At 42.5% G+C, this 12080-nt stretch carries 9 protein-coding genes and 2 pseudogenes; 1 reads left to right on the top strand and 10 read right to left on the bottom strand.

The window, feature by feature from the left end; translation table 11 throughout:
- Nucleotides 1-16 precede the first annotated feature (16 nt).
- The 8 genes and pseudogenes from deoC (A3KS_RS0105370) to A3KS_RS20175 form a co-directional block, all read right to left on the bottom strand.
- Entirely contained in the window at nucleotides 17-736 is a 720-nt protein-coding gene (gene deoC, locus A3KS_RS0105370; protein ID WP_026394042.1) for a deoxyribose-phosphate aldolase, read from the bottom strand.
- A gap of 199 nt (nucleotides 737-935) precedes the next feature.
- On the bottom strand, nucleotides 936-1673 hold the full coding sequence (locus A3KS_RS0105365) for a GntR family transcriptional regulator (protein WP_026394041.1): 738 nt from the start codon (nucleotides 1671-1673) through the stop codon (nucleotides 936-938).
- A 107-nt stretch (nucleotides 1674-1780) separates the two neighbouring features.
- Complete coding sequence (gene deoC / locus A3KS_RS0105360) at nucleotides 1781-2500, bottom strand: deoxyribose-phosphate aldolase (RefSeq protein WP_026394040.1); 720 nt, start codon at nucleotides 2498-2500, stop codon at nucleotides 1781-1783.
- 53 nt (nucleotides 2501-2553) lie between these two features.
- Nucleotides 2554-3225 (bottom strand): HAD family hydrolase, encoded by a 672-nt coding sequence (locus A3KS_RS0105355; protein ID WP_026394039.1) that lies wholly within the window; start codon nucleotides 3223-3225, stop codon nucleotides 2554-2556.
- Between the two features lie 2 nt (nucleotides 3226-3227).
- Nucleotides 3228-5000, bottom strand: coding sequence for a ketose-bisphosphate aldolase (locus tag A3KS_RS0105350; RefSeq protein WP_242834741.1), 1773 nt, complete (start codon nucleotides 4998-5000; stop codon nucleotides 3228-3230).
- Between the two features lie 574 nt (nucleotides 5001-5574).
- On the bottom strand, nucleotides 5575-6318 hold the full coding sequence (locus tag A3KS_RS0105345; protein WP_026394037.1) for a TRM11 family SAM-dependent methyltransferase: 744 nt from the start codon (nucleotides 6316-6318) through the stop codon (nucleotides 5575-5577).
- Between the two features lie 245 nt (nucleotides 6319-6563).
- Nucleotides 6564-6983, bottom strand: a pseudogene (locus A3KS_RS20180) (transposase); the annotation flags it as partial.
- Between the two features lie 82 nt (nucleotides 6984-7065).
- A complete protein-coding gene (locus A3KS_RS20175; protein ID WP_051355677.1) occupies nucleotides 7066-7725 on the bottom strand; it encodes a reverse transcriptase domain-containing protein in 660 nt (219 codons plus the stop codon).
- 147 nt (nucleotides 7726-7872) lie between these two features.
- Between A3KS_RS20175 and A3KS_RS20170 the strand changes: the two genes are divergently transcribed.
- Nucleotides 7873-9033: a site-specific integrase gene (locus A3KS_RS20170; RefSeq protein ID WP_084504901.1), complete on the top strand. Its 1161-nt coding sequence runs from the start codon at nucleotides 7873-7875 to the stop codon at nucleotides 9031-9033.
- 95 nt (nucleotides 9034-9128) lie between these two features.
- Here A3KS_RS20170 and A3KS_RS24255 read toward each other — a convergent pair.
- Together A3KS_RS24255 and A3KS_RS20165 are read right to left on the bottom strand one after the other, a co-directional pair.
- Nucleotides 9129-9284: pseudogene (locus A3KS_RS24255) on the bottom strand (transposase); the annotation flags it as partial.
- A 293-nt stretch (nucleotides 9285-9577) separates the two neighbouring features.
- Entirely contained in the window at nucleotides 9578-11893 is a 2316-nt protein-coding gene (locus A3KS_RS20165; RefSeq protein ID WP_051355676.1) for a methyl-accepting chemotaxis protein, read from the bottom strand.
- Nucleotides 11894-12080: the final 187 nt, after the last annotated feature.

Raw genomic sequence — 12080 nt, 5'->3', positions numbered from 1 at the left:
TCGTCTCTGTATTCGTTTACAGCTGTAGCGCCGGCACTACCCCGATTTCCCGCATGGTATCCAGGGCCTCGATGATTTCCGGGGCCGACCGCGAACCGATCAGTTCGGCGCCAGCCATCAGAAAGACATAGGCATTCTGGGCCCGGGGAAATTTCACCCCCGAAACCTTGACCCGGGTTCGGGAATCCTTCAAGCTGTTCACCATCACCCGAACCTGTTCCAAGGACATGCCGTTGTATTGTCCCGATGATGATTTCGCCCAATCTATTTCGGCTTCGGCAATCAGTTGACAGGCCGTTCTGATTTCTTCGTCGGTGAGCATTTCGGCTTCGATGATCATTTTTGTCATGGCCGGACCCGCGGCTTTCTTGTAGTCTTTGAATTCCTGGAGAATTTCCTGGTATTTTTTGTCTTTGAGCGCGCCCACATTCATGCAATTGTCCAGCACTGTGGCGCCCCAGCGAACCGCTTCTTCGGCTTCAAAAGCCTTGACGGCGCTGCTCTGCTGACCAAACGGAAAACCGATCCCGGCCCCGACCAGCAAATCGGTGCCGCTGAGTTCTTCGGCCACTACCTTTGTCCAGTAGGATGAAGAAAAGCAAAAGGCCTTGCAATTATATTTAATCGCCACCTTGCATTCACTTCGGATCGTTTCCTCCGTGGTATCTTTGGGCAAAATGGCATAATCAAAACATTTACCCAGATCCCATTTTGTCATTTTTGTGAAATCAATCATACAACCCTCCTTGTTCTAAATTCGCCAGCGCCGTTTCAGGCACACTAGACCGGTCATGACTGGTATTAAAGATATTGTAACTAGATATAACTAGTATGTCAAGCAAATTGTGACGTTTGCCTCAATAAATATAAAAAAGCGCTGAAGCTCGGTTGGCCACCGGATTTCAGCGCTTTATCACCATTGACCTCACAATGGCTCAGAAACAATTCTTATATTCAAATTTCAATTTAATCTTGTCGCCCCGAAAAACCACCTTGGAATATTCATAGGGCGTATCCTGCTGATCATAGAGAACATCTTCCAGCACCAGCAGCGGATAACCAGGCTCCACTTCAAAGAGGGTGCTTTCCATTTCGGTGGCAGTTGCCGACTCCAGCGTTTCAATCACCCGGAGTGGTTTTAAGCCCCGTTGTTGTTCAAGCAGCACGCAGAGCTGTTCCCGTTCCAGAATATCATTATCCAGATTTGCACAAAGCGCCACCGGAATATAAGAATAGTGGAGACTGAGCGGCTGTCCCTTTAAGAACCGCAGGCGCCGTATTTGGATAATCGGGGTACCCTCGGGACAGGTTAAACGACGGCTGATCCGGCCCTCGGCGGCCACGGTCTCAATCCCCAGCACGGCGGTCGAGATTTCATATCCCATCCGTTCCAATTGTTCGCGAAAGCCCATGTATGCCAGCGATTCGGTTTCAATTTTGGCATCAGCCACGAAGGTTCCTTTTCCCGGCACCCGGTAAAGCAGGCCATCTCGAACCAGCTGTGAGCAGGCTGAGCGAATCGTCATCCGACTGACACCAAACATTTTGTTGAGTTCACTTTCTGATGGAATGGCCGTATGGGGTTTCCATTGGCCGCCCTCAATTTTGTTGCGGATCAATTCCTCTAACTGAACATACAATGGTTTGGGATTTTTTCTTCTGATATCTTCCATGACTTCTCCTCTATTTTGCGTTCCAACCCTGCTGAAATGATTTAATCCTTTAATCCTAACACAAACCACTGCTTTTGAAAAGTCCAGGCCTTTATAAAATTGTCGGTCTAGCCCTGATAAGGTGGTACCAGGCCGATTTCACGCATCTGATCGAGGGCCTCAATAATGGCCACGGCGGCTCGTGTTCCGATCAGATCGGCACCTGCCAGCAGAAACGCATAAGCATTCTGAGGCCGGGGGAATTTTACGCCCGCCACTTTCAGTTTTATTTTGGTATCTTTCAAGGTGTTTTTCATAATCAGAAATTGGTCCATGCTAGGCCCTTCAAACTGCCCGGTAGACGTTTTGGCATAGTCAATCCCGGCTTCGGCAATCAGCTGACAGGCCGTGGCAATTTCATCATCGGTCAGAAAACAGACATCCATAATACACTTGGTGACATGGCCCTGGGCCGCCTTAACAAAAGCATCCAGACCGTGCTTAACTTCCTGATAATTCTTATCCTTCAGGGCGCCAATGTTCATCACCATGTCCAGGGCGGTACAGCCGGCGGCCACCGCTTCCTCAGTTTCCAGACCCTTCATCCGCACCGTCGACACCCCAAAGGGAAAATCCAACCCTGTTGCCACATGAATATCGGTGCCCTGCAGTTCGTCCCGGACAACCGGGGTCCAGAACGCCGATGCGGAATAAAAGGCGGCACAATTATAGGCCTTTGCTTCCTGGCACCCCTTGCGAATGTCTGCTTCGGTGGTGTTTTTGGGCAACACCGAATGGTCAAAAAATTTCCCCAACTCCCATTTGTTCAGCTTTGCTAAATCGACCATAATTTTTACCTCCATCATTTATTAAGCAACCACAGCGTGGTACGGCCATGATTTTACCAGACGACCGATGGTAATTCAGCCATCCGGTCGATTACATAGGCTGGTTTCAAACTGATCATCAGCTCCGGCGAATTATAGCCGTAGGTCACCCCGCAAACATCAATGCCGGCATTGGTAGCGGTCAGATAATCGGTGCGGGTGTCCCCGATCAAAATAAAATCGGCTTTTTCGGCACCGTAATGATTGATAATCGCATCAATACAATCCGGAGCCGGTTTGGGGTTTTTAACATCATCGGCGGTAATGATCACGTCAAAATACGGCGTCAAGGCAAAACGTTCAAAAATATTCATAGTGGCACTGCGGATTTTAAATGTCGCCACCGACAATTTTTTCCCAGCCTCGCGGTACTGCTCCAGAATCTCCCGGACCCCCTCATAGAGCCGGGAATGGACGGCACAATTACTGGTATAATAGGCCACAAACAACGGCAAAATCTCCGCATCAATAAGGCTTTCCCGTTCCTCACCGAGACTTTTGAGCAAGACGTTGCGGGCCCCGCCACCGATGCAACTCTGGATAGAGGCATCGGTTTTTTCTGGCAAACCGTATTTTTTGATCAGATACTGGACCGCTGCCACAATATCCGGACTGGTATCCACCAGGGTTCCGTCCAGATCAAAAATAAGGTGTCCGTATTTCCGGGCATTCTGATTTAAAATCATCCTTACCGCTCCAATCTGGACAGCAACGGATTTGTCTTGAAATAGGTCAGGCTGATCCCGGCTTCACCGATCTGGCGGACCTTTTTATCGGTCTTTTTATAATCAGCATGATAATCCGAACCGCCGGAAATAATCGCCACCCGGTCAGCATAGTTATGCCTGACCTGTTCGATGATCTGGGCTTTTGTCAGATCGCCGTTGTAGGTGGTTTTATCATAGGTATATGCGGCCTCAATCCCGTCAAGACCGGCCTCAATCAGCCCGTCGATGAAATCGGCCCGGGTCATCTCACCCTGTTGCAACACAATCCGTTCATCAATCAGATAAGGATGGGCCAGAATGGCGATCCCCCCGGTTTGATGGGCCAGCCGGATAATTTCTGCGGCTGCCGGTTTTTCCCGCTTGACACTATACTCGGGATTATTTCGACAGAGCAGTTTAGCCTCACTCCAGGTCTTGGTATAACCTTTTTCGGCCATCAGATTGAAAATCAGTTTTTTCTGAACGTCTTCCGGTTTCCGGGGAATCTCATCGTAATTGAGGACCTCTTCCCAACTGATCGGGTAGCCTTTTTCGGTCAACACTTCAGTTAATTTCCGATAAGAATCAATTTTGCTGTGGACAATTTTCTGATTCATCGCAAGAATCCGGGGATCACTGAAGTCACATCCCAAAACGACAATGTGCACATCCTCAACCTCGGTTTCGCAGGAGAATTCAATGCCCGGGATAAACGTCACCCCTTTTTGAGCTGCAAACGCCACGGGATCAATCATAATCCCATTGATTTCAATCTTATCTGGCGGCAGGACATCATGATCCGTAATCGCCACCACTTTAACCCCCCGTTTGGCCGCATTGATAATCAGCTCCTTGGGAGTATCGCCGCCGTCAGAGCGGGTCGAGTGACAATGAAGATCCACCTCAAACGGGGCCCGGTCACGATCCATCTGGCTAAAAAAGCGGATGTGTCTGCTTACCACGGCCTTAACCTGAGCAGCCACAAAGGCATCCAGTTTGAGCGGATCATTCTGATCCGGGTGGTCAAGCAGATATTGCTTCATGCCCTGACAATAGGCAATCTTAATCGCAGTGGAAATATTGACTTTGGCAGCACCCAGATCAATGAGCCGATAAAACATTTCATCGGTCAGCCCCGTTCCACCATGGAGAACCAGCGGGCAGGGTGAGAAGCTGTTGATTTCATCAAAGAGATCATAATCGATGTTGATTTCGCCTTTGTACACCCCGTGGGCGGTTCCCACTGCCGGGGCAAACGCATCGACCCCGGTTTTTTCCAGAAAAACCCGGCAATCAGCGGGTTTGGCATGGGCACCGGCGCCTTCCATCACAAAAATGTCGTCTTCGACACCAACAATTGCCCCCAGTTCCCCCTCGATGGTCGCCCCCATTTTGTGGGCATACTCACCGAGCTCCCGGGTGTTGGTAATATTTTCGGCAAGCGACAGCTTCGAGCCGTCATACATAACGGATGACCAGCCCGCATCAAGGCAGGCCTTAGTAAAGGCGACATCCGTGGAATGATCCAGATGGATGGCCACATCGACGCTGGCATGCACTGCTAACGGTTTTAGAAAGGCCATCATTGCTGTGATCCCAAACGCTTTGACGGTCTTCACCGAGGTCTGCAGAATAATGTTCTGTTCCAGTTCTTCAGCGGCCTGAACGGCGGCCCGGGCAGTCAAATCATTGACTATGTTGAAGGCACCTACGGCATAACCGCCCTTGCGTGCATCGTGTAAAATTTTTTCCATATTGACATATCCCATTCTTATCACTTCCTCGCTTATCGGATACGACCTAATTATTCCAATCAATCCTGACTTCGTTCATTAAAAAGGTAGTCGCCATGTATGATTATGACTAGCTATAACTAGTATACTCTCGTGACGATACAAAGTCAAGATACTTTAAGACTTCCAGATTTCAGGTGCAAAGCCCCAACCTGCTGGAGGAACTTAGGAACTTTCAAATGTTATCACGATCGGTTAAAATTCGGTTAATGACAAAAAAATCCCATCCCCAAGAAACTGGTGAATGAGATTTATGGTATGCCTTTGTCCATGTTTTTATCAAAATTCATCTATCCTACTTCGCAGACCCAGATATAACGCAAAAAATCACCATTTTTATTTTTCCCAATTTTACAATGATCGATGATTTTGAGATTTTCCTGTGCAAGCTCATCTCTTATATCTTCTGATGAAGCTAGTACGATTTTTTTTGAAATTCTTATCGCATTCCTAATGATTTTTAATTGATTCTCATCATTTTTAAGGCTGAAATTACCATATGGAAGATCTACAATGGCAGCGTCAAAACTATCCTCTATATCCTGAATATCGCCAGTAATAACTGTTGCTTCATAATTGAGTATTCCGCTGATTTAGAGCCACCCCGTAATATCCAATAATTAAAATGTCTCAAGTTTTTTCGTGCATTTTCAGCCGTTTTACTATTTATTTCACACCCGATAATATCATATCCTGCCCAAATACCTTCTAATAATACCGTCCCGACACCACAGCATGGATCGATTAATCGTTTGGATGTATCGCCATTCCCCGCAATATTTATCAGAACTTTTGCAGTACTTAGACCGATCGAACTCGAATATGAATTCGGTTTATTATTGTGCTTTTTCCAATAAAGACTTCTCTCTGTTAAATTTCCAAAGTACCAGTTGCCCTTATAGAAAGTAATTCCAAATATAATTTTAGGTGACGTATAACAAGCAGGCCCCCCAATAACAAGACCGATTGCTTTGCAATACTCTCGTCTTTTCGTAAAGTGCGGGTCGTCTATTCCCAATTCCATATATTTAACCATGAAATCTGATGCTGTTATCTTATCTTTCGTTGTCAACTCGATAAGTTCTAAAAACGTGGAAGCCTTGTATCTAATTTCCAACCGGCTTTTTAAAAATGGACTTATGGAAGGATGAACTTTTCTACTGTCAAAAAAGACTTTTTCTTTCAAATCGAACTTAAAAAGAGAGCGCACCTCAATTTCGCAACTCTCTTTTTCATAACTAGGATAATTCAAATTATAAATGAACCCTCCTGTTTTCATTTGCATCACCTCATGGTTTATTTGACGTTTCCGATTCCGTTTTTTTGATTATACCACTTTCTTTGAAAATTACCAGTGTTCGATGTCGTGTTCGTATAATACAGTTTATCTTCCAATTGCCTTCCAGGCTGTTCTCAACGACCTGCGCAATCAATTCTTTGTCGAGATCATCAAAGTTATTTTCCATCTTTGATCGGTTTTCCTTCAAGAATTTTCCAATTAAAGCCCTTCATCCCTTCTTTTCTGGTGTGACGATGTTCGTAATTATAAAAACGGGTGAAGTTGAGTACCCATTCCCGCGCTTTGTCAAGATCAGAAAAGCCTTTATAGGGATAATTGGGCCGATATTTGACGGTTCTAAAGATGGATTCGGCATAGGCATTATCATTACTTACCCGTGGTCTGCTTCTTGATGTGGCAACTCCCAATTTATAGAGGGTTTCCAGTAAAGCTGCGCCTTTCATCGGACTGCCATTATCGGAATGTAGAATAAGTGGTTGGGTTCGGTGTAAACACCCTTCGGATAAAACGGCTTTTTTAACTAGAATACTGGCATTTTCGGCCGATTCTTCCGGCCATATTTCCCAGCCGACGATCTTTCCGCTGTACAGATCGAGAATGAGATAGAGATAATAATAAAAACCTTTTACTCCGCTTGGCAACCACGGGTGAGTAGACCGTGGGAATTTCACCCACAGCCCCTCGCAGAACCGGACGTGAACCTCTCGACTCATCCGGCTCCCATTATCAAATCGCTGGTAAATATCCAAGTTTCCAGTGTATAAAAAGATTAGAGTGCGCTCTCGACAATTCTCCCAATTTCTTTCTCGCCCGCCGTTGATGCTTGGCAAGATGTCTATCTTTTCGCATCAGCCATCGTGTCAGATACATGTTTACATGTTTCCATATTACAAACATTTCTGATTCATAGAATCGGCTGTAGTAGTTATGCCAGCCCCGTAATATTGGATTAAACATATTCGAAAGATCAAAAATATCTTTCTCGCATTTTAACTGAAGATGCCAGCCTCTGATTGTTTGACGCATTTGCGTTAAAGCATCCTTACTGACTGCGGGCAGAAAATTATGAAATATTCTTCCATATTTGTCTTTCGCTCTTCTCGGTCTAAACGTGTATCCTAAAAATGTGAACTGAATGTTTTCGTGGGTTTCTGTTCGATTAATATCTTTACAGTAAACAATTTTGGTTTTCAGCGGGTGTATTTCAAGACCACATGCTTTAAAGCGCTGAGTGATTTTTCTTAGAACATATTCAGCCTGTGATTTGCTTTTGCAGTGAATAACGCCATCATCCGCATATCTGCAGAAGCGTACACTCTTAAGATTTACTTTTACCCATTTATCGAACGCATAATGCATGAATAAATTGGCCAGTATCGGACTCACAACCCCACCTTATGCAAAGTAAGTAGTTATGCGAAGTAAAAGTTGAAATACCTGTAAATGATGGGATTTCTCTTTGATTTACTTTGCATAATATCCGACAATGAAGAGAGCACAAATGCTCAAAAATCATTGAAGGAGGTATTTCTTATGCAGAGAAAACCACTAAAAGAAGTTTTATCCGATTTGGAACAGGAACTGATCCGCCTTGGCTATACAAAAGGCAGCATGAATTTTTATCGCAATCGGTGGCAAAAACTGCAGCTGTTTGCCGATGAACGCGGTGAAACGTATTTTTCGGAACAATTGGGGCTGGATTTTGTTGAACATTATTTCCAGATATTTGAAAAAGATACTGGTAAAACCTTATCTCAGAAGGACACCCAGGAACTCCGAATTATCCGGATGATCGGTGATTTTCAGCTACATAGCACAGTTTTGAGGCGATATTATAAGCATCATGCGTTACTTGTTGATCCGTATTATATGGATATCAGCAATGGTTTCAGAAAATACTGTATTGGCAAAGATTATAGCAGTGTAACCGTTAATCACTATGTCAAACAATCGGAGCGATTGATGGACTATCTCGTCTCTCAAAAGATTATGGATTGTCATGATATCAACCTGCCCATCATAAACGCCTATATCCGAACATTGGCGGGTTATGCCTTCAAAACGGTGGAACAGAGCATCTGTTCTATCCGATCATTTTTGAGATACCTCCATGAACAGGATATTTTGACAACTGATTTAGCTTCCAAAACACCGATGGTTCAGACGCGTAAACAAACTCGTATCCCGTCGGTCTGGACAAAGGAAGAACTGACGGCACTGATTGCCGCCATCGACCGTGGCAGCCCAAAGGGCAAACGGGATTATGCGATGATTCTGCTCGCCTGTATGTTGGGGCTTCGGGTTTCGGATATCAAAAATCTGACGTTTGATTGTTTTCACTGGGAAGAAAAGAAGCTGATTTTCACCCAGTCAAAGACCCGGGAAACCGTAATTTTACCAATCCCCACTGAAGTTGGATGGGCAGTGATTGATTATCTGAAATATGGTCGACCCAAGGTGGATGTACCAGTGATATTCATCAGACATATGGCACCTTTTCTGCCTTTTGCTGCGGATGATCATTTGTGTCAGATGATTCAGTCCTATATGCGCATTGCCAGGCTGCCCACCTTAAAAAAACACCGGGGAATGCATTCACTCCGACATACCGCCGCCTCGAGAATGCTTGAGCATGACACCCCATTAGCTGTGATTTCCGATATTCTCGGACATGTGGATACCCCCCGACAATAAGCCGCCAGTTCAGCCTGGTTCATTGTTACGGTTTCTAGAACGATTAGAAATTTATCTTCACTTGACCAGCGTTCCGATGATGATTCACCGGCTGGCGCCGCAATACCAGCTGATTTTGCAGCCCGTTTCCACGCATATAGGGTGTGTTCTGAAACACCGGTTTCGGCGGTAAGCTGGTTAACTGATTTATTGGTTGGGGGCATCATCTGTTTGATAATGTTCTCTTTGAATTCCTTACTGTATCGTGTCATCAGGTGGCTCCTTCATCGTTATTAATTACTATAATAAAGTATTTTTGTCTACCTGACAACTATCCTAACATAGGGGGGCTACCGTATGTACGACAATCATGAAGTTAAACAAGGAAGTATAATTAAGATTCATTCAATTTTTAACTACTCTTTATGGTAGAGGCAGTCCGCATTTAAGGTGTCAAAAATAGCACGAATTAGGCATAAGTAAACTAAATTTAAATTATTTAATTTTATGCTGAATATACATCACTTGTTAATAAATAATTATTAAAATACTCCTTTAATGAAAGCTAATTTTTTCTTAACTGAAACTTATCTATCAATTCTTTGAGTAGTTCAGCTTGACCAGATAACTCTTCACTAGCAGCAGCACTTTGTTCTGCAGTTGCAGAATTGTTATGGACCACTTGAGCTACCTGTTCAATTCCCGTGTTAATCTGAACTATGCCTGATGCTTGTTCATTGGAATCAACTGCAATATCATCTATCAACTCTGTTACTTTTTCTATTCCTGAAACAATTTCATTCAGGGCTGATGCAGTTTTATCTGCAATTTTTGTACCATCCTGAACTTTCTCTATAGATCCTTCAATTAATAGTGTTGTTTCCTTTACTGCTTCTGCGCTACGTGCTGCCAGAGTTCGCACTTCCTCAGCAACCACTGCAAAACCTTTTCCATGATGACCTGCTCTTGCTGCTTCAACAGCTGCATTGAGAGCCAGTATGTTAGTCTGAAAAGCAATGTCATCGATAACCTTTATTATTTTTGAAATATCTACTGATGACCGATTTATATCAACCATCGAATTTTGCATTTCCTTCATTTGAACCATACCGTTAATAGCATTATCTCGTACTTTAACCGACATTTCCTGTACATGATTAGCATTTATCGCATTATTTTTGGTTTTAGATGCTATTTCTGTAATCGAAGCTGTTAGCTCCTGAAGTGAGCTCGCTTGTTCGGTAGAACCTTGCGCTAAAGCTTGGCTACCATCTGATACTTGAATTGATCCGTAAGCTACTTGTACTGCCGCATTATTAATGTCTGATAATAATGCATTTAACGATTCAATAATAGTGTTCACCGAAATTGACATTTTATTAAAATCTGCAAAATATTCTCTGAGATTTTTAATATCCAAATTTCCGGCTGCAATTTGAGCAGTTGCGTTTGTTATTTCATCAATAACTACTTTTAAATGAGCGCCCATTTTATTTGTCGTTATTTTTAGTTCATTAAACTCACCTTTATATGAACCGGTGACCGTAGCTTGTAAATTTCCACCGACAAGCAAACCGAAAACTTCTGAAACTTCTTGAAGCGGTTTCGCAATTTCTTCAAGCATATTGTTCATATCGCATATGAGATTCTGCCATGAACCAGTGAATTTAGTTTCATCTGCTCTGGCATTAAGTTTCCCTTCCAAAGCTGCAGTGCTTAACATCGTAGCATTTTCCAGCAGACTTGCAATTGTTTTCTTAACTTCAAATAATCTATTTCCGATTAAACTAAAATTGTCATATACTTCTCCGGTGTATTCGTCTGCTTCTCCGATAATTATTTCAAAATCTAAATTACCTTGTGCCAGTCTCTGTAGATTTTGTTCTAATCTAATTAACTCATCATTTGTAAATCGACTAACGCTAATCAATGGAGTTATATCAGTGACAACTTCAACAAATCCTATTTTCTCTCCATTTTTATTGGTAATGTATGATGCTTCTTGTCTATAATTTTTACCAAAACCATCAAAATAACTATTGTGTAAACCTTGTTCAACCAATCGATGTATTCCACAAAATTCTGTATTGCAAATATTTGCACCTGCGTTACAACAATCCATTCCATAAGCAGATTCTCTGTTATTAATTATACCGTTAACAATCATCGATTCTTCAAATTTCTTATTTAAATATGTCCATTTTAAATCATTGTCGACTGCCTGAATTGAAAATGGTATCGCATCCAGGATCGATTCATACCATTCAATCTTACTTATCAACATATTCTTCGTCTGATCAAAATTCTCCATTATCACTTTATAATCCCCTGCGTTATTTGCAGTATCGCTTTCAAAATTCAGGATCCCTTTTTCTACCAGGTCTTTCTGAACTGCTGTATCAGCACGAAGTGTTTTGATAGAGGATTTTATTTTAGATAAACTCATTCCCATCAAATCTTTTTCTGATGCAAGGTGAATATCTATTAATGTATCTCCCTCTGATAAGCACTTTGCTTCATTCGAATGAATTTTAATCAATTCACTTATATTAGAGAATGCTAAGCTCAACTCTCCAAATTGATCTTTGGAAGTAACCAACTTAAAGTTTTGATCAAGATTTCCATTTGCGAATTGATTAGCTGAATCTAAAAGGCTTGAAATTTTATTGGATAACCCGATCGCATTAAGAATAATTACCCCAAGAATAAAAAATACTCCTAGCCCATAAATTAATAATAAATTATTTTGAAGATCTTTAATTTGATCAACGTTGTCCCATACCATAGACATTGACACACTAACAATAATAATATAAATTATTATAACAGGCAGTACGTTATTCAATAACATCTTAACTAATAAGCTCTTTCGTATGCTCATCTTCTTCTCCTAAAAAGTTAATCAATAATTAAAAAAGCTGTACTGATTTTTTCAGAACAGCTTTTTTCTTTGTTTTTCTTTAATAAATTTACATATTTGATGATGGTGCCAAAAATAAATAGCTTCTAATCTATCTCCCATTTAAACATCAGTAACAGTATAATGAATAGCACATTCGTCCTTAAGC

Origin of the sequence: Acetobacterium malicum subsp. dehalogenans DSM 11527 (genome assembly GCF_000472665.1) — a bacterium.
Classification (GTDB): Bacteria; Bacillota; Clostridia; order Eubacteriales; family Eubacteriaceae; genus Acetobacterium; species Acetobacterium malicum.
This window is presented reverse-complemented; position numbering and strand designations above follow the sequence as displayed.

Bases quoted from the DNA above. Each gene is read 5' to 3' on its own strand.
- deoC (WP_026394042.1), bottom strand. From the start codon at position 736: ATGATTGATTTCACAAAAATGACAAAATGGGATCTGGGTAAATGTTTT.
- A3KS_RS0105365 (WP_026394041.1), bottom strand. From the start codon at position 1,673: ATGGAAGATATCAGAAGAAAAAATCCCAAACCATTGTATGTTCAGTTA.
- deoC (WP_026394040.1), bottom strand. From the start codon at position 2,500: ATGGTCGATTTAGCAAAGCTGAACAAATGGGAGTTGGGGAAATTTTTT.
- A3KS_RS0105355 (WP_026394039.1), bottom strand. From the start codon at position 3,225: ATGATTTTAAATCAGAATGCCCGGAAATACGGACACCTTATTTTTGAT.
- A3KS_RS0105350 (WP_242834741.1), bottom strand. From the start codon at position 5,000: ATGGAAAAAATTTTACACGATGCACGCAAGGGCGGTTATGCCGTAGGT.
- A3KS_RS0105345 (WP_026394037.1), bottom strand. From the start codon at position 6,318: ATGAAAACAGGAGGGTTCATTTATAATTTGAATTATCCTAGTTATGAA.
- A3KS_RS20170 (WP_084504901.1), top strand. From the start codon at position 7,873: ATGCAGAGAAAACCACTAAAAGAAGTTTTATCCGATTTGGAACAGGAA.
- A3KS_RS20165 (WP_051355676.1), bottom strand. From the start codon at position 11,893: ATGAGCATACGAAAGAGCTTATTAGTTAAGATGTTATTGAATAACGTA.